The sequence below is a fragment of the Maridesulfovibrio zosterae DSM 11974 genome, assembly GCF_000425265.1.
Taxonomy (GTDB): domain Bacteria; phylum Desulfobacterota; class Desulfovibrionia; order Desulfovibrionales; family Desulfovibrionaceae; genus Maridesulfovibrio; species Maridesulfovibrio zosterae.
The window spans coordinates 34,771-54,474 of the sequence record NZ_AUDC01000011.1; the positions used below are offsets into that span (position 1 = coordinate 34,771).

14 protein-coding genes are annotated in these 19,704 nt (G+C 42.3%); 6 read left to right on the forward strand and 8 right to left on the reverse strand.

The genetic code is table 11. The annotated features are described in order from the left end of the window. Window positions 1-3: 3 nt before the first annotated feature. From H589_RS0104350 to H589_RS0104370, 5 genes are all read right to left on the reverse strand, one after another. Window positions 4-1,005, reverse strand: a complete 1,002-nt coding sequence (locus tag H589_RS0104350) for a chemotaxis protein (RefSeq protein ID WP_027720900.1) — start codon at window positions 1,003-1,005, stop codon at window positions 4-6. Between the two features lie 126 nt (window positions 1,006-1,131). Further along, window positions 1,132-2,541 carry a tetratricopeptide repeat protein gene (locus H589_RS0104355; RefSeq protein WP_027720901.1) on the reverse strand — a complete coding sequence of 470 codons (1,410 nt, stop codon included), beginning with the start codon at window positions 2,539-2,541 and terminating at the stop codon, window positions 1,132-1,134. After that, window positions 2,538-3,833 carry an HlyD family type I secretion periplasmic adaptor subunit gene (locus H589_RS0104360; RefSeq protein ID WP_027720902.1) on the reverse strand — a complete coding sequence of 432 codons (1,296 nt, stop codon included), beginning with the start codon at window positions 3,831-3,833 and terminating at the stop codon, window positions 2,538-2,540. The genes H589_RS0104355 and H589_RS0104360 overlap by 4 nt, the downstream gene beginning before the upstream one ends. Continuing rightward, complete coding sequence (locus tag H589_RS0104365; RefSeq protein WP_027720903.1) at window positions 3,833-5,551, reverse strand: ATP-binding cassette domain-containing protein; 1,719 nt, start codon at window positions 5,549-5,551, stop codon at window positions 3,833-3,835. Before H589_RS0104365 ends, H589_RS0104360 begins: the two co-directional genes overlap by 1 nt. 111 nt (window positions 5,552-5,662) lie before the next feature. Further along, a complete protein-coding gene (locus H589_RS0104370; RefSeq protein WP_027720904.1) occupies window positions 5,663-7,015 on the reverse strand; it encodes a TolC family protein in 1,353 nt (450 codons plus the stop codon). A 180-nt stretch (window positions 7,016-7,195) separates the two neighbouring features. On the opposite strand from H589_RS0104370, the gene H589_RS0104375 reads away from it, so the two are divergent. Next, the gene (locus H589_RS0104375; RefSeq protein WP_027720905.1) at window positions 7,196-9,556 is read left to right on the forward strand and encodes a CHASE2 domain-containing protein; all 2,361 of its coding nucleotides are present in this window, start codon (window positions 7,196-7,198) and stop codon (window positions 9,554-9,556) included. 93 nt (window positions 9,557-9,649) lie between these two features. Here H589_RS0104375 and H589_RS0104380 read toward each other — a convergent pair whose 3' ends face one another. Continuing rightward, entirely contained in the window at window positions 9,650-11,944 is a 2,295-nt protein-coding gene (locus H589_RS0104380; RefSeq protein WP_027720906.1) for a cysteine synthase, read from the reverse strand. A 184-nt stretch (window positions 11,945-12,128) separates the two neighbouring features. Here H589_RS0104380 and H589_RS0104385 point away from each other — a divergent pair, with 184 nt between their 5' ends. The 5 genes from H589_RS0104385 (at window position 12,129) to H589_RS0104410 (ending at window position 17,954) form a co-directional block, all read left to right on the forward strand. Continuing rightward, window positions 12,129-13,892, forward strand: coding sequence for a motility associated factor glycosyltransferase family protein (locus H589_RS0104385; RefSeq protein ID WP_027720907.1), 1,764 nt, complete (start codon window positions 12,129-12,131; stop codon window positions 13,890-13,892). 168 nt (window positions 13,893-14,060) lie between these two features. Then, window positions 14,061-14,288 (forward strand): hypothetical protein, encoded by a 228-nt coding sequence (locus H589_RS0104395; RefSeq protein ID WP_027720908.1) that lies wholly within the window; start codon window positions 14,061-14,063, stop codon window positions 14,286-14,288. Between the two features lie 2 nt (window positions 14,289-14,290). Then, on the forward strand, window positions 14,291-14,917 hold the full coding sequence (locus tag H589_RS0104400) for a phosphatase PAP2 family protein (RefSeq protein WP_035075080.1): 627 nt from the start codon (window positions 14,291-14,293) through the stop codon (window positions 14,915-14,917). A 4-nt stretch (window positions 14,918-14,921) separates the two neighbouring features. Then, the gene (locus tag H589_RS0104405) at window positions 14,922-16,559 is read left to right on the forward strand and encodes an ArnT family glycosyltransferase (RefSeq protein ID WP_027720910.1); all 1,638 of its coding nucleotides are present in this window, start codon (window positions 14,922-14,924) and stop codon (window positions 16,557-16,559) included. A gap of 174 nt (window positions 16,560-16,733) precedes the next feature. Further along, window positions 16,734-17,954, forward strand: a complete 1,221-nt coding sequence (locus tag H589_RS0104410; RefSeq protein WP_027720911.1) for a response regulator — start codon at window positions 16,734-16,736, stop codon at window positions 17,952-17,954. A gap of 4 nt (window positions 17,955-17,958) precedes the next feature. Here H589_RS0104410 and H589_RS0104415 read toward each other — a convergent pair whose 3' ends face one another. Continuing rightward, the gene (locus H589_RS0104415) at window positions 17,959-18,762 is read right to left on the reverse strand and encodes a metal ABC transporter permease (protein WP_027720912.1); all 804 of its coding nucleotides are present in this window, start codon (window positions 18,760-18,762) and stop codon (window positions 17,959-17,961) included. Beyond that, on the reverse strand, window positions 18,755-19,579 hold the full coding sequence (locus tag H589_RS0104420; protein ID WP_027720913.1) for a metal ABC transporter ATP-binding protein: 825 nt from the start codon (window positions 19,577-19,579) through the stop codon (window positions 18,755-18,757). Before H589_RS0104420 ends, H589_RS0104415 begins: the two co-directional genes overlap by 8 nt. Between the last annotated feature and the right edge of the window lie 125 nt (window positions 19,580-19,704).

The following is a 19,704-nucleotide window of genomic DNA, read 5'->3' on the forward strand; positions in this document are numbered from 1 at the left end:
TATTTATGTATTATTTGTATCCGACTTTACGTCTTCCAAAGCCTGCTTAACAAGAATAGAAATCTGAGGTTTGGAGTATTGCCGATCAGCTCCGACAGACAAGCCTTTATGCAAAAGTTCTTCGGTGATAAGTGAAGAGAAGAGATAAACTCTTAATCCACTAATATATTGGTCATTTTTTATTTTACGGGTTACGGCATGCCCGTCCATACCCGGCATTTCAATATCCGAAACAACAAGATGTACATAGTCTGAAACAGGACGACCTGTTTCTTTAACTTGATTTGAAACAGACTCAAGCTCACTCCATAAATCCTTTCCGTTAGGGAACGCCTTAACTTCAAATCCACCACGCTCAAGTGAATTTTTAACAAGATTACGCATTGAACGGGAGTCATCTGCACAAAAGGCAATATAAACCTTATCATCCACTTCTTCTATCTCAAGAAATGAAGCATTTTCTTTATTCGGACTCAAATCTTCCAAAGCCTGCTCAAGATCAAGAACCTGTAGAATTCTTTCAGGATCGGTAAGTTTCACGGTCCCGATAATAGTGCCCTCAACATACTTAGCCATACGGCCCTGCAAAGACTCAAGTTCTCCCCAGCTGATTCTGTGGATTCTATTCACCCCTGAAACAAGAAATGCACTGACCTGCTCATTAAATTCGGTAACCAGCACCATCCTGTTCTCACCACGAACCTTCTCCAAACACAACCAGCCACTGAGATCAATAAGCGGAATAACCGATCCCATAAACTCAAACATACCCAAAACAAGCGGATTCCTAGGATCAACAACACCAGAATCACCAGATTGAAGGCCTTCTTCTTTACGACCTGAAAAATTCTTTAAATCTGATTCCTTGATGATTTTCTTAACCTTCGCAACGTTGAGCCCGAAGGACCAGCGCTTTCTAGTCTCTCCAACCCATTCATCAAGATATAATTCAAGCAGTTCAACTTCATTAGTGCCTGCTTTAAGCAATATTTTGCTTCCAGTCATTTATTCCCTATCCCTTCACTTCATCGTTCCAAATAGATTTTTTTAAAAAGCAAGTGCCTACAGTTTTATCTTAGCGTGCGGATTCCGTCCAGCGTTCAATAAAAAAATAACAGAATTGACATTCTATTACATTTTCATTTCTTTATTGAGTAAATTCAGCATTTCATTAAAAACATCATCCCAATTACCTGATTTTTTCTGTCTAAAGAGAGTCATCGTTGGATACCATGGTGTGTCATTACGTTTACACATCCAGCGCCAATCAGAATTATACGGGAGAGCAACCCATACAGGCAATCCTAAAGCTCCGGCAAGGTGTGCAACAGAAGTGTCTACAGTAATAATTAAATCAAGTTGGAGCATAACTTTTGCTGTATCAGCAAAATCTTCACATCCTCCGCCAAGCTCACGAACCATTATCCCGCAAGCCATTTTTTCCCGTTGAGCAATTTCAGGACCTTTTTGCAGTGAATAAAGAGTCACTCCGGGAATACGCGTAAATGTAAGAAAGTTTTCTAAACTGACAGAACGGTTATGATCGTTTTTATGAGTTGGCTTACCTGCCCATACAATTCCTATTTTTTTAATTGTTCCTTGTGGTACATGAACGGGAAAACCAGCCTGTGCCGGCGGAGTTATATACGGACACCCCCTGGGAATAGTATTAATATCATGTTTCATAATACGCGGCAGACTCATAAGCGGAGCCTGAACATCAAAATCAGGAAGCTTGTCTCCGGCGCTGATTATTCCATCCAGCCCATCAAGGTTTCTAAGTAAAGAAATAAGTTCTTTCTGACATTCAAAAAGAACTTTGCCACCGGCTTTTGCTACTTCAGAAACATAACGGCAGAAATGCAGGCTATCTCCAAAACCCTGCTCGGTGTAGATAAAAATACGTTTTCCAGACAAAGGAGAGCCATCCCACAATGGCTGCCTGAAATGACGCTCAGTCAATTCCTCGCGCTGCCACCGATATTCGTAAGCTTCAAAACCTTTTAGAAAATCTCCCTTGGCTAGCAAAGCAAGAGCACGGTCCCAGTTAATGTTTGCCTTTCCTGGTTTCTGTTTCAGGCAATAATCAAAAATTTTAATGGCTTCATCCAGCTTGCCAAGATCCTGCAGGACCAGCCCCATATTATAATATGCGTCAATAAATTTCTTATCCAGTTCAACAGCCTTACGATGGCAGGTTACAGCTTCTTTAAGTCTTCCCATCCTGCGCAAAACATTACCCAGATTACTCCAACTTCCGGGAGAATCTTCCCTCACGGCTATAGCTCGTCTATAGCACATTTCCGCTGCTTTGAATTTATTCTGTTCACGCAAGGCAACACCGAGATTTGTAAGCAGAACAGGATCATCAGGCATGAAGGAGAGAGCCATTACATAGTGAGTTACAGCCTCATCATACTTCCTTGATGAATGTGCCCTTATAGCCTGTTCAAAGGCACGCCGTGCATTGTCCGGCAACAGATCAATCCATTCAGTTGTTTTAGGATCAGACTGTGTTGTATCATTTTCTTCCTGACTCATCTTTCCCTCATAGCATAGCTCATTGAGCCCATAAACGGTTCCAGAATATACTCTAAAACGGTTCGGGTTCCTATATGAATTCCTGCAATAACTCTGATACCAGGAAACAACTTGTAATAGTTACCGTCATGTTCGAAATAATCCTTATCAGTTACAATGCGGACACGATAAAAAGTACGGCCACGATCAGTGGAATCAGCATCAGGACTGATGTTTACTACTTTACCATCAAGATTACCAAACCTTGCTGCATCACGAGAGGCAAGTTTCACAACCGCTTTCTGACCATCTTTGACATATCCGATATCACTTATGGCCAATCGAGCTTCGATAACGAGTTTATCCCCGCCAGGCACGATATCCATAACAGTCATACCAGGACGAACCACTTCACCAAGACTGACTACGTACATAGTTTTAATAACACCATTTACAGGGGAACGAATCACCGTACGCTTTAAATTGTCCTGAAATTTTCTAAGACGCTGTGATAACTCTTCCAGTTCCCTTCGGTCATCCTGTAATTCCTGACGTACAGAAGCATAATATGAATTTGTTATTTCCTTAATGTCAGCTTTTGCCTGCGACAATGCTGAACGTGCTTTGACAAGCTTTGCGGAATCTTCTTCCATAGAACTCTTAAGCTTGGATTCTTCTTTCAGAAATCCAAGATGCTTATAACGTGAAGTCAAACCATCTTTTAAAAGACCTGAACTTATTTTGATCTGTTCCTGCAAAAATTTAAGACTGTTACGAGAATTACGCATACGCGAACTTATTTGCAGAATATCCTGCTCACGTTGAATAATTCTTTCCTTTTCTGAGTCCAAATCATTTTCAAGCCGAGCTTTACGGGTTTGAAATAATTTTAACGAACGCTCAATGAGTGTCGGAAATTTTTTAACAATATCGACTGGATAATTAGGCTGTGCAAACCCCTTGTCTTCAGCCTCAAGTCTGGCAATATTTACCCGTAATGACTTCACACGCACATCTAATTCTTCAACGCTTGAATCACTTGCTGTAGCCTCCAGCTCAATAAGCTCCTGTCCCTTAGTTACCGTGTCTCCTTCACGTACATTAATTTTTAATATAATCCCGCCTTCAAGATGCTGAACAGGTTTTACCCTTGAGCTGGGGATTACCTCACCATCAGCCTGACTGACAATATCTAACTTAAAAAAACAGGCCCACACTATAAAGCTTATACACATTGCGATACACAGCAGTAAAAATAAGTGGTTCGCCGCTTTAACTTCACCGGAGTACTCAGAATTTACTTCGGTATTCATTATTCTTCTCCACTTTCAGGCATAGCTGCAACCTGACCCTTTTCATCAGCAATACGTTTAGCACTTGATTCAGCAGTATAAGCAACTTGTGGTTTAGGTTTATGCCCAAGATCGATAATAATGTCAGCACGCTGCATAATGCGCATATCCTGCGTAACAACAATCAGAGTCTTTTTTGCCTTAACCAGACTTTGAATGACCATATTCATGATCCGCAAACCTTCCATATCAAAACCTTCGGCAGGCTCATCAAGAACTGCTACAGAACCCTTCACAGCAAGAGCACGTGCTAGAGCCAGTCTACGCCGGATACCTACAGCCAGCTCTGCCCCGCCATTCATAACAGGCGCTTCCAACCCCTTGACACTGGTATTAAGATATCTTGTAAGACCGGCAGCTTCAACAATACGTTTAACCCGGTCATCACCAATATGAGGGCAATTCAAGCATATATTTTCTTTGATTGTGCCATTCAAAAAAGTAGGTTCCTGCGGAAGGTACATCACCTGAGACCTCCACCACGGCGCTGCAAGCTGGCGTAAATCAACACCTCCAGCTAAAATCTGCCCTCTCCCTGGATCGATAAGGCCTATCAGCAACCTCACCAAAGTTGTTTTACCGGAACCGTTATGCCCGGTTACAACAACAAAATTCCCGGGTTTAATATCAACATTCAGTCCTTCAAAAAGAGGACCTGTTGAGCCGGAATAGGCAAAACCCAAATCTTTTATTTCAACGGCTCCGCTATAATCTTTAAGAACAGTTCCTGTTTCAGACTCAAGTGGCTGCCGCAAAAATTCATGCAATGACTGCATCATACTTGATGCCTGACCGATCATAGCTCGTGACTTTATAAAAGAAGTAGAAACAGAAAGGGACTTACCGGAAAGAATCGATATACCTATCAGCCCCCCCATACTAAGGGACCCCATTACAACTTCGCGTGCGCCGAAAGCATACACAAGAACCCGAAGAAGCATCGCCAGACTTTGAATAGTAGCCTGTCCGCGAGTTCCTCTATGTACCATTTGACGTTTGATAAGCTGAATCTTGCCAAACTGTTCCTGAAAAACATTTGATACAAAATTTTTACCGCCAAAAGCCCTCACCGTATCAGCACCGGATATGGCATTGGTAACATTTCCCCTATGAACTACAGACTCATCACGCATACTCTCCATAAGAACATTCCCACTGCGCATATTGGTCCAGCCTGCTAGAAGAGTCACAGCAACAGCAAAAATAGTTATCAACGCTAACGCAGGGCTCAGAAAAAAAATCGCTCCTACAAAAATAATAAAAAAAGGCATATCCAGTACAGAGCATATTACTGAAGCATCATACCCACTTTGAACTGTCTGGATTCCGCCCATCAACTCATGAATTCGTGCAGGGGGAATACGTCCCATGGTTGTCATTTTTGCGCGGGCGAGACAATTAAGCACAGTCTCTGACAAAATTCTATCAGGACAAACATTTACGGCTGCAGCTAAACGTGAACGGACAATAATGAATCCATGATTTATAAATCCGGCAATAAGCATACCGGTTGTAAGCGTAATAAGTGTCCCGTCAAATCCGTAGCCCACATAACGATTCAAGACCTGAATTACAAAAATAGGTGAGGCCAGTGAAAGAATGTTAATGAAAAAAGACGCAACAATAATTTCAAAAGCAAGAAACGGATGAAGTGATAATCTGCGCAGTAGTTCTCTCATCAATAAATATCCTTTTTCCGTCCATAATTACCAAATGAGATTTGAAAACAAAAATTCCATGGGCATGCACACATGGAATTTTATATAGTTACGGTTAAGTCAATCCGGCTATCACTCAAACACTTCAAGTTTCATGACACCCATTTGATAAAGCAGTCTGTATGCATAAATAATGTTATCAATATTAGCACCTACACTGGCACTTGTCGCTGTTGAATAATCACGCTCACCAACCAGAATATCAAGGAGTTCAACCTGCTCGCCGGTTGCTCTCTTTTTCTTGATCAGATCAAGAAATTCAGCTGTAATATTAGCCTGTGTTCTATAAAGCTCAGCATTCTTACGGAGGGTCATAAGTTCAAGCCAGGCGTTGCGAACATTTTCTTCAACCAGACGTCTGGTATCTAGGTCCTGCTTGCGGATTTCACGCAGATTGGCCTTTGCTGCCTGAGTACCTTCATACTCACCCAGCCCGGAAAAACCGGAATAACTGACCTGAAAAGTGGCTTTATTCTCCATTCTCACTCCATCAGCACCCTGATCCTGCTCCCGCCTTTTACCTTCGAGAACAACCTCAAATTTAGGAAACAGAGTTGCCTGCTGGACATCAACCTCGCTGCCGAGTCTCTCCTTAACATGTTGAAGCTGAGTTAAAAGAGGATTGAGTTTGAATGCCTGAACAATTGCATCATCAAGAGTTCCGGGCATAAAAGACGCTGGCATTGTTACCGGAACCATTTTGTTGATTTCTTCCACGGTAACAGGATATCCAAACACTGCTTTAAAACGGTTTCGAGCTGTTTCAAGAGCTCTTTCCTGTGTAACACGGTACGACATTGCACCTGCAAGCTGAGCTTTAATCTGTAACTCTTTGTATGATAGTCCTGCCCCTCTTTTTACAAGAGTTTCCTCCATTCCGGATAGACGCTTCATACTATCTTCAGACTGGATAGCGTACTTAAGAGTTTCTTTGGCACGGATAAGCCCCATGTAGGCCGAAACTCCCTGAATAATAAGATCCTGACGAATCCTTTCAAGTATTGTCTTCGACTCTTTCAAGGTCGCTTTTGCGCTGTCAACTGAACCGGAGGCTCCACCGAAATCATATAGCAACTGCGTGGCCGTAACTTTCTGCTCGTTTCTAAATTTGTTTGTTCCACCACCGGGCTTATCAATCTCCTCACGACCAGCTTCGGCAGAAACATCTAATGAAGGAGTCCAGCCAGACCAGCTTTGCGAGACAGAATGCTCAGATGATTCCACGCGAGCTTCAGCGGCCTTAATCCGATCATGAGTCGCAAGAAGATCTCTCAAAATCCCTAAAAGATATGGCTTACCGTCAACCTGATCCGGGTTTATAGCAGTCATGCCCTCTGACATAGCAGGCTGCGCACAGACATTGCTGCCAGATCCTGTTATGAGGCATATTGCCAGAATAATTGCAGATATACGGATAAACGTCACTCCAGAAAACCTCCAGATATTGTCAAATATATTAATGCAATACGATGCATTCCATCATTTTCTTCTATACTTATACTACAACATATATATAATATTAATTGAAAAATCCAGATTATTCATTAATATTAAGTTTCATATATAGTTATCTTTTAACACAAAAGAATGAGGATGAGACATAAAATGAAAAATAGGCTAAAAAAAATTTTAGGTTCCGATACCTCCCTGCTCCTTATGACAGGTTTTGCCGCCTCTATTTTTGTTGCAATTCTATATGTTTTCCAACCCTCTATTCTCCAATTCGTAGACTATAAAATTTATGATCAAATTATGCGCACCAGCCCTGTCGGTAAGAAAACAGATTTACCTGTTATTGTAGACATTGACGATGCTAGTCTGGCTGAACTTGGTCAATGGCCATGGCCCCGTTACCGTATGGCATTACTGCTTGCTAAAATTCAACAGGCAGGAGCTCTTTCAACCGGCCTTGATATTCTTATCGGCGAACCTGACAGAACCTCGCCCCTTACAATACAAAAAAGTTTAAAAAATGAGCTTGGAGTTGCTGTTGACTTCAAGGGATTGCCTCAAGGACTGATGGATAACGACGAAGTACTGGCAGATGTTCTTAAACAAGGACGTTACGTACTAGGATTCTATTTCGATTTTCTGGAACAGGAAAAGGATCCTTCCGTGACTTCACAGCCATGCTTTGTAAAACCCTTGCCAGTTGCACAGATAAAAACCAAAAACGCACCTCCGCTCAGTTCTTTAACTCTAAATGCGTTTGGTGCTATCTGCCCTTTACCTGTGCTGACAAAGGCATCCCCCCTGTGTGGATTTTATAATACAATCACCGACTTTGATGGCGTGGTACGCCGAGTACCATTAGTTATCTCACTCAACGGCAAGCAGTACCCGAGCCTTGCGTTGGGAACACTTATGAAAGCCATGGGCCGACGAAACGTAATTGCAAAAACCAACAGCTATGGTTTCGAATCTATCAGACTGGGAAAAACTACAATTCCAGTTGATGCTAAAGGGCAGATGCTAATTCGTTACCGTGGAGGCAGAACTGAATTCCCATACTATAGCGCCAAAGATATATTAAGCGGCAAAGTAGGTGAAAAAGAACTCAAAGGTAAAATAATTTTCATGGGAACTTCCGCAGCAGGTTTGCGTGATTTACGTGTAACACCTTTTGCTGCCGATTACCCTGGTGTAGAAGTTCATGCGACCATTGTAGACAACATACTTACGAAAGATTTTCTGCTTAAACCGGACTGGGTCCCCGGACTCGAACTGCTGCTTATAGTTTGCGCAGGTATTGTAACAACACTTTTGCTGACATGGTCACGTTCACTCTGGATGATGCTTCCCATTTTCGGTATGGGCACAGTCATTGTCTATGGCTCAGTTTTTATATTCAGAGAATACTCTGCATACCTCACGCCCATGTATTCACTGATAATTCTGGCTTTAAACTTTACAATGCTTACGTTGATAAAATTTTGGAGGGAAGAAGGTCAGAAAAAATTCCTGCAGGCAACTTTCTCATCTTATCTTGCACCTGAACTGATCGACGAAATGTTCTCCAACAGAGAAATGCCTGAACTGGGCGGTGAAGCAAGGTTTATTACTGCGTATTTCACTGATATCCAAAGCTTTTCTACTTTTTCAGAAAAACTGACCGCATCGCAGTTGGTCGAATTACTCAATGAATACCTATCCGTAATGACAGATATTTTAATTGAAGAAAGGGGGACGTTGGATAAATACGAAGGAGATGCAATTATTGCTTTCTTCGGTGCCCCCATGGATGTGCCTGATAACGCCCTGCGAGCCTGCCGTGTGGCCGTAAGAATGCAAAATGCCAATAACGAGCTGCGCGAAAAATGGAGCAGAGAAAAACCGCTTCCTGATGAACCGGTCCGCAACACAAAAGGATTCCCAGAAGAACAATGGGCTAAAGATGAAAAATGGCCGAAAGTTGTTCACAACATGCGCACCAGAATAGGTGTCAACTCAGGTGAAATAGTCGTTGGTAATATGGGAAGCTCCATGCGTATGAACTACACCATGATGGGTGATGCGGTTAACCTTGCCGCCCGTCTGGAAGAGGGGGCAAAACAGTTCGGAATTTTCAATGCGGTCAGCCACTTCACTCTTGAAACTGAAGTTGAAGTTGATGGCAAAACATATAAAGTAATAGACCTTGTTGAAGCACGCCTCATTGATAACATTCAAGTCGTTGGTAAAAACGAACCTGTACGCATTTATGAACTGGTCGCAATGAAGGGAGATTTGACTGAAAGCGAAAAGAAACTATTCGAATTATTTAATAAAGCCAGAAATGAATATGTCGCCATGAACTGGGATAAGGCTATTAAACTTTACGAGGAAGCCAATAAATACGAGCGTTTCTCAGACACCAAGCATACCCCGTGTGAAGTCTTCATTAAAAGAGCTGAGGAGCATAAGATAAATCCACCTGTTCCTGAAGGTGAGGCATGGGACGGTGTTTATCGAATGACTAAAAAATAAAAAAATCCCCCCGTTTCACCACGGGGGAATTCTTCTTTTCATCCGTACTAATTCGGTTACAAATACAAAATTAGTAAAAAACGCAACATCACTCTATTTCACCTTAAATACCCTTGCGCCCTCAGAACTGTCTTCAACATTATAACCAAGCTCCATAAGCTGATCACGCATGCTGTCTGCGGTGGCAAAATCTTTTTTTACTCTTGCAAGCTCTCGTTGCTCCAAAAGATCTTTGGCCTCTTCCGGTAGGAAAGAAAACGGTACAGGCATGGCTTCGTGATCAAGAATTCCAATAATTTCATCGACTTCCAAAAGCTGATCCAAGCATAACTTTGCTTCTTTACCGCAAAGCTTCCCAGCACTTAAATGAGAATTTATACTTTTTGCAAAACTAAATAGAATCGGCCAGAAACGATGCAGCATAAGATTATCATTTAATGCCTGTGACAATCCGCTTTTAAGAGTAAAAATTTCTTGATCAATGTCTTCAGACACCTCGCCGAAATCGCCGGAAACAACACTCAATCCTGCTGCCAGATCCTGCAATCTCTGCTGATTCTTTACCCACATAGAAACAGCTTGATCACTGCAGACAAGCGGTTTCTTATAAGATGAAGACAGCATCCACATACGTACAGCTATAGGTTGTACGGCTTTCTCAATCAGTTCATCTACGCATGGCAAAACAGGACCACCCGGCAGTACGGGCTGAGCCACCATCCATGCCTGCGGTGAAACTCCTGCACCGGCCCAGATAGCTCGAATGTTTTCAAGGTGTGGAAAACGGTGAATTTCACCTGCTAAGAGCAGACTCACACCGGGCAGACCTTCAAGAGCAGTGACGGCCTGCTGCATAAACCAACTGGGACGAACATTGCCCCACTCTGTTTCAATAATATCACCGAGCTTAAGATCCTGCAGAGTAGCCCGCTTAAGCAAAGTAAAATCACGAGGATTTTCCTTAACATAATTATCCATATCCACGGTCTTTCCGAGGCTGACTTTATCGATATCCATGTTGGACATCTGTCCGTAACCTTTGTCACGCGAGATATCAAAATATACTGAGCGCAACTTTTCGTAAGCCAGACCGTGCGCAAGCAATGTACGGCAAAGCTCAACAGTACGATCGATGGATTCTGAAGAACGTGAAAATTGCATGGATTCACGAACACCTAAAAGACGTGCAGCTTTACGTATTGCAGTAGCAGTCTTACTGGCAAATGTATTTCGATCTACTCCTCTTTCCCGTGAAGCAGCCAGAGTCTGATCCTCCAGATCAGCCAAGCCCACGAGGGCTGAAACTTTAGCTCCTTCACGTTTAAGATGCCGAGCCATCACATCAAGAAGTACTATTCTTCTAAATGCTTCCGGATCATAAGGATTGTCAAAAGACGGTCCCATAGTAAAAAGACCTGTTTCAGCTTCGGTAAGAGCCAAAACTTTATCTTCACCTGAACAGTGATCAAAAATCTTTGGGCCCTTCATAACCTGCGGCCGAAACAATGGAGTGGAAAGATATCTTTCACCTCCGTCAGGAAAAACAGTTACCACCAGCCCTTCATCCAGATCAGCAGCAACTGCAGCAGCACCGGCCATGGCGGCCCCGGAACTCATCCCCACAAAAACGCCTTCTTCTTTTGCAAGCCTGCGACATGCTTCAAAGGCATCATTGTCCTGCACCCTGATGACCTGATCCAGCTTATGCTTATCATATATACCTGGAGGATAAGACTCCTGCATATTCTTAAGCCCCTGAATCTTGTGTCCGGGTTCTGGTTCCACAGCTATGACCTGAATATCTTTATTCAACTCTTTAAGCCGTTTTGTTATTCCCATAACAGTTCCGCTGGTTCCCAGACAAGCGACAACATGGGTAACCTGCCCTTCAGTCTGATCCCAGATTTCCTGTCCGGTTCCCTCATAATGAGCCTCGATTGAAGCTTCATTATTGTATTGATCCATAAGCAGATATTTTTCAGGTTCTTCACGATATAAACGATAAGCAAGTTCAATCGCTCCATCAGTTGCCAGATGACCGGGGGTGAGCATGATTTCAGCACCATAGGCCCTCATAATCATTTTACGCTCTTCTGAAGCAGTCTCCGGCATAATCAGCATCAGTTTGTAGCCTTTTACTGCACATGCCATTGCCAGCCCTATTCCCGTGTTGCCTGATGTAGCCTCGATAATAATTTTGTCAGGACTAAGCTCGCCGGAAAACTCGGCCTTACGTATCATTGCCCCGGCAGCACGATCTTTGATTGACCCTCCGGGGTTCATAGATTCCAGCTTAGCCAGAATCTTGACTTTTTTATTAGGATTGAGTCCGCGCATTTCAACCAGAGGAGTACCACCAACTAATTCAAGAATATCACTAACAAACATTTTATTAATCCTTTCAAGCAGTTAAACATCAAAAATGAATCTTGAACGTCACTTGCGTTTAATCTGGCAACTTTTTTGCAAATAAAATACAGAAGATTATCGGCCTGCTTACGTAAACCGGGAAAGAAATAAACCCGGCACATGAATACAGCCTAATAAAAACAGTCTGCCAAGGACGGAAACAATGTCAGCTTATCCATTTCTTAAAGACAACATCGAAGCACTTGCAACATACAACCCGCCCTTTCATGCCTGGCTGAGCAGTCAGGATATTGACGAAGAGCAACTTACCTCTTCGCTCTTCAAAAACAACTGGGGCATTCTCGACTGGAAAATGGAGAATGGCAAGGGCCTTTTCGATTCTCTGATGCCCAATCTCATATATAAAGACTGGAAAGTCACTGAAAAAGCTGACACAAGCGCGACATTCATCATTGGTTGCAATGTAGGTTACGGACTGAATCATGTTCTCATGAATACCCCGGACACCCATAAAGTTATTATTACGGAACCCAATCCGGAACTTTTGCTGGCCTGTCTGGGACAGACTGACTACCGCCCGTTTATGAAGGCTGGAAAACTTCATTTTTGCAGTACCGATGAAAACAATTTGATGAATATCATTAAAGATCTGGACCTTCAATTCGTATACGGTAAAATATATTTACGCCTTGATATTGCAAGTCAGCAGATTGGCCCCGAATACGCACGCTGGGCCGCGACCATCCGTGATAAGATGGAATCTTTCAGTGTTGAAATGACTACTCTGCGCTTGAAGCAGGATGTTATGGTCGGCAATGAACTCGAAAATTTTTCTAAAACTATTACTGATGGCTCAATCACCCCGCTCAAAGGAGCTGGAAAAGGACTAGGAGCTGTAGTGCTCGGTGCAGGACCGTCTTTAGCTGAATTCGGACCGGAACTTGCGAAAAATCCGGGTAACGCAATTTATACTACATCGTTGCAGGGACTTCCCGCTGTACATAAAGCAGGAATAAAACCTCATTTCTGCGTCGGGATTGACTACAGTCCGCATATGATCAGGGTATATGAACAACTGGATAGAGAGTGGGCAAAAGATATTCCTCTTATCTACTCCACTAAACTGGATAACAAAGTTCTGGAAGCATATCCAGGACCGACCATTCCCATGTGGACTATGGGGGGCCTTGGCACATTTGCTTTACATAATCATGAAGAAGTCTTTGACGCAGGTAGTAACGTAAGTGTGACTCTGGCAAGATTTCTAGACTGGTGTGGTTTCAACCATATCCTTTTGGTCGGACAGGATTTCGCATGGAAAGGTAAAGTATCACATGCAGACGGTCACCAGAACTCTGGAGCTACTTATAATAAAAACATGATCGTAAATCTTAAAAATGCCGATGGTGAAGACATAACCTCAACTCTACAGTACATGACTTCCAAAAGAGAAATGGAAGGAGATATTAAAACTCTAAGCACACCATTTTTCAACCTATACGGCGGATGTGCTTTAATTGAAGGGGCACGTAATGTTGATATGCAAAAAATTCATATGGAAGGTCTGCTTTCATCTGCTCCCGGAGGAATTGATTACTTCAAAACGGCCTTGAACATGTCACGTACTCCAAGAAAATTCCCAATTTTTGAACCAAGAAGCCTAAAGTGGAACAACTCTTTGAAGCACGCAACCAAACGGCTTGAAAAACTATTCCGCAAATATTCAAAGAATCAGGAAGAAATTCATAAAGCAATGCATGAAGTTTATTTCTTCCTGCGTCAGGACCCACTATATCTGCCATATCTATATAATGAAATTCTCGATATGGCAGGTCTTGCAAGAGCAAAATCAAGCTATGCACCAAGGGATCTTCCACGCTTTAAACAAATTATTAAGAAAACCATGCAGAAAGTAAGGTACATGGATCGCTGCCTGAGTGTCGCGGATACACGTAAGGCCGCCTGAAAAGATGACCAGTAAATCACTTACTGGACAAATTTAATCGATTTTTACTGAAAATCCCCGTTATATCTGTAGCGGGGATTTTTAAATTTTATATCTTTAAAATATTTTCCAAAACAAATACGGACTATTTCACTTGAATACATTCTTTGCGGAGTGTAAACCGTGCCCATGAGCGAAAACAAACAAGATATGCCATATTTCCTTGAAGACGGAACACTGATAATCCCATTTTCATGTCCTGATCACAGCTATAAATACTGGAAAAAAGAAGGAAAAAAACTTTCTGAAATCCTGGCTGATCTTGATACAGATAAAGAAACATGGACCAAATTCACAACTGACACGCACCCGGACGATGTTCTGACCGAAGAAGAATCAAAAAAAGAAGAGAATTGAAATTGACCTCTTTCTTTCATAAGTATCAGGCTTTGTGCCATTTTTTTATAGGATCACTGCCACTCTTGTTGATTCTTGGAATTATTCAGCTGAATTTTAACAGTGAAGTGGAAGTGGCAATGTGGTTTACAGCGCATGCAAAAGCCAACCCTGACTTGAAAAGTTTTGCCAGAATTGTAACGGATTGGGGCAATATTGCTTTTTATCCTATTTATCTTTGGTTTTTAATAACCGGAATAATGCAGCGCAAAAAAAATAAATCCAGATTAAGATTTGCGCTTGTGTTTCTAGCTGTTCAACTGACTGTGAGCCTTTTGCTGGTGCGAATTATGAAAATTTCCATCGGTAAACCAAGGCCGGGAGAAGGAACTTTTTTTGATCCCTACTCCACAAGAGGCGGATACCACTCTATGCCCTCCGGGCACACTACTGAAATTTACGGGGCGTCAGTGCCCCTTATTTTGCGATACCAGCAAATCCTTCTCACGTTAGCTCTCGGTGTATTTGCCGCCGCTGTTGCCTTCAGCCGTATTTACCTCAGCTGGCACCATCCTAGCGATGTGCTTTGCGGCTGGATGATCGGTTCTGTAGCTGGATTTGCTATTCACCTTTTCTCTAAAGAGGATTGATACTATGCATTTTGAAAAAAAATCCCTGATCTGGGATACAATGGAAAAACACCCTTGGATCAGCGTTCTATTCATCATTATCCTGCAATCAATTTTTACCATGGACTATCGGTCATTGTGGTTTTCCGATGAAGTACGCTACGCGAATGTTTATCATCAGATGAAAGACGCTGGTCACTGGCTGGTTATGTATCTTAACGGCGTTCCATACCCGGACAAGCCACCTGTATATTTCTGGTTTCTATCCATGCTAGACACTTTTACGCCAGCAGACGGCATTAGTGTTTTCTTTCTGGGATCAGCTGTATCAGCAGCCATTTTTCTACTCTCAACAGTTGCGCTTGCCCGCACCTTAGGCTGTGGACGTAAAACAAGTCTCGCTACCGGACTGGTTCTACTGACAAATATATTTTTTGTAGGCATTGCACACTATTCGCGCATGGACCTGCTCTTTGGAAGCTTTATTATCTGGGCCAACATATGCCTGTTTAAAGGATTTCATACCGAAAATTCTGGAAAATGGTTCATGTCGGCATTTGCCCTGATGGGAATTGCCACTTTAACAAAAGGCCCTCTAGGTCTTGTTTTCCCATTATTGACTGCTATATGTTTTCTTATTTGGAAACAAAAATTGAAACTTTTCAAAAACAAGAACCTGCTCAAAGGTTTTTTGATTCTACTTGCGATTCTTATTGCCTGGGTTGTCGGAGCGTTACTTGTTGACGGCACCTCATTTATTCACAATATTTTTTATAAACAGATATATCAGAGAGCTGTAAGCTCATTCCATCACGAAGAACCATTTCAGTACTATCTTATAGCTTTTCCTCTGGCATGGCTTCCGTGGACAATGGCTATCTTTGCCATGCCCTTAAGAAAACTGTTTAAAGTTAATCATTGGGTTGAAGTTATAGGTCAACGTAAAAATACACTTACTGACGGGCGAGACTGGGCATGGATTATGTTTATAAGCGGATTCGTGCTTCTAACCTGTCTGAGCATTAAGGTATTAATATATATACTGCCGCTTTTTGCTCCACTTGCAATCCTCACAGCTAAAGGTCTTCTAGGTGAAGGAACAAACGAGCCTGTAATCAACTCCAGACGTCTCTGGATCGGAGTCGCCGGGGTATATCTACTTTTAGCTATAGCAGCTCCGTTTGCGGAAACGTTCTTTCCATTTGATTTCGCACTCAAAGGTATGTCTTTCACAGTTCTCATCATGGGACTCGGAGGACTGGCCCTTCTAGCGGTTAAAAACTCCGGTGGAAAAATGGGACTGCTTGTTATGGCTGCGACAATGGTTATCTGGATTCAACCTCTGGCTTTGCAGACACTGCCTTCACTTGACCAGCTTATGAGTCCCCGCCAAACGGGTGAATTAATGAAAAAATATGTAACTCAAGGCAGTTACCCTCTGGCTCATAAAATCTATTCCGGTATTTTTTCTTACTACGCCGGAACAGACATCCATGAAACAAGCGATATGGCTGAAATAGAATCGATCCTCAAAGAGAAAGATAACGTAATTCTTGTGATGCAGAAAAAATATTATGATCGCTGGGAAAATAAACCAGATGGAATAAAGGTTATCAACGAACAGTTTATTTCAGACAGACCGTATGTACTCATAAAAAAATAATTCTAAATAACAGACTTTAAACTAAAGACCGTTTCAGATACCTGAAACGGTCTTTTTTGATTATTGACTGTTTCTCTTATGCAATTCTCATTTTCAAAAACAACACACCATGGTATAAATAAAACATTATTACTTAAACCTGTTAAATCATAACTAAAGATTCGGGATAATAAAATGAGTAAATCAAAAAATATTCTTTTTGTTGACGAAGATAAATCACAGCTTGATACCCTGAACAAAATGATCAGCCCCATGGAAAACCGCTGGAAAACAAGCTATGCATGCTCAGCAGATGAAGTCTTAAATGAATTACAGACCCGTCCCTTTGATGTAGTTGCAACTGATTTGAATATAATGGGATATGAAAGTGACACTTTATTAAGTGAAATTAAACGACGCCAGCCGGGAGCAATACGATTCATCATTTCAGAATCAATCAGCTCCGAAAATTACCTTCAGTTTGTTAACTATGCACATCAATTCATCACCAAACCATGCACATCAGCGGAATTAATTGGACAGATTAAAAAAAGCCTGCGCCTGAAAAATATTTTCCTCAACGAAAGAGCCGCAAAAGCCATTGCTTCGATTGAAAAACTTCCTTCAATGCCAGATATTTATCACAAACTGGAAAGAGAGTTGAAAAAAGAAGACGTTGTCATCAGTGATATAGGTAAACTAATTGGTGAAGACATCAGCATGACTGCTGGTCTCCTCAAGTTAGTAAACTCTCCTTTTTTTGGTCTTTTCTCAAAAGTAACCAGCCCCGAAAAAGCAGTTACTCTTCTAGGACTGGATACCCTTAAAGGTCTCGTACTAGGTATGCATTTGTTCAACTCAAAAGGGTCTGAAAAAATAGATTTCTCCATCAAAGAACTGGGTAAGCACTGCCAGTATACAGGACTTCTGGGACGCTCTATCATAAAAGCAGAAGGCGGCAGCAATGATGCTGCTGAGAACACCTTTTTAGCAGGGTTCATGCATGATATAGGCAAACTGGTTCTTTCCACATCATTTACTGATGAATATGCTACTATTCTATGCATAGTACGCGAAGCAGATATCCCTATTCAGGAAGCAGAAAAAGACATTTTAGGATTTACTCACGCTGAAGTTGGTGCATATCTACTGGCGATATGGGGCTTTAATGAAGAGGTTGTAGAAGCCGTATACTGTCACCACAATCCATATAAACTAGGCAGTACAGACCTAAGCCCGGCAGTTGCAATTCATGTCGCTAATTCATTTGAACATGAACTGCGCGTAACTAATGCAAACTATGCCCCGCACCTGCTAAATGCACAATGGCTTGAACAAAATGGATTCTCAGACAAGATTGTCGGCTGGCTCCAATTATGTGCAGAGCAGATGGAGGAGGCTATAGGCGTCTCATAATTTGTTACACCTTAAACTTTGAAAGCAAAGAAGAAACAGCAAATCCAGCAACGCTTACAGCAATAATTGTTGCTCCTGATGACAGGTTAAGCTCATAAGAAAGCAGTAGCCCGCTCACGCAGAAAAACATGCTGAGAACAGATGACAAAATCATCATGGTATGCAGGGATGAAGTTCTGCTTTCAGCTATTTGCGGTGGTATCGTCAAAAGAGCAATTACAAGGATAAGTCCGACAACCCTGATGACCATCACTACGCTGAGCGCAATCAAAGCCAGCATAAGAAAATAAAGAGGAGTAACAGGTATACCCCTGGCCCGGGCAAATTCCTCATCAAAGGACATAGCCCAGAATCCTTTATAGCAGGTGAATACCACCAACAAAACAATTACTGTCAGCCAGCCCATAAGAATAAGATCAGAATGCGGAGTAGCAAGAATTCCTCCGAACAGATAACTCATCAGATCCACATTATAGCCCGGCGTAATGTCTAGCAGAATAATTCCAAGAGCCATACCAGCAGCCCACATGACTCCGATAAAAGTATCAGCCCTCTCTTTTACTTTTATCGTGACAAACGCCATCAGTAAGGCGGAAAAGACTGCAAAGGCAGCTGTAACAGGAAGCATAGGCAGGCCAAGAAAAAAAGCAAGCCCGACTCCGCCATAAGAGGCATGAGCAATACCTCCGGACAGCAGAACAACTCTGTTCACCACGACCAGAGCACCTATAATGCCGCAGATAATAGATGCAAGAACTCCGGCAATAAGGGCATTCTGCATAAACTCGAAATGTAAAACATCAATCATTCCAATCTCCTTCAACCCTATCCTTATCTTCAGCATGAAATTCAAGCACCCTGTGCGGTAGCTCTCCATGGGTAATCAATTCGATTGGGCACAACCCTTCTTCGGTTTCTCCGTAAGCTTCGTTGAGCAGTTCACGGGTAATCTTGGGCTGATCATGCAAATGAACAGTTCTGTTAACACAGGCTACGGATTTAACTCCCTGTCCCAAAACGGAAATATCATGACTGACCATAATCACTGTCATATCCTGATTTAACTCACGCAGCAGACAATAAAGACCGCTCTTGCCGGCCTGGTCAACACTGGCGGCAGGTTCATCCAATAAGAGCAATTTCGGATCATCTACAATTGCACGAGCAATAAAAACACGCTGCTTTTGTCCGCCGGAGAGATCAGTAACCTTTCGGTTAATATGTTCAAGCATACCAACTCTTTTCAACGCCCTTTCCACATCTGCTCCAGCCTTGCTTCCAAAACGGACTCCAAAAGCCCCCTTCAGGCCGGGAGCAACTTTCCCCATAAGAACCGCATCTCTTACAGTTATAGGAAAGCTCTCGGACACAGTGGTATATTGAGGCATGTACCCGACCTGCCCCCCATGTTTCCCCGGGGGCATCCCAAGTATCTCAATGCTTCCCTGCTGTGGTTCGATTAATCCTAATAACAGTTTCAACAAAGTTGTTTTACCACCGCCGTTCGGACCTATCACGGCAAGGTAATCATCCTTAAAGATATCAAAACTGACATTATCGATAACTCTTGCAGCCCCGTAACCGAAGCTTACATTTAGAAAACTGATTACCTTTTCAAAACTCATCCTTTACCTCCCCCAACTATGAGGAAACATTTTTGAAATTATTTCATATAGATTACAACTTGATATTTATATTGACCAAACCTTAACTTGGGATAATTAAGCATAAGCAGAAAATTAACAATAGA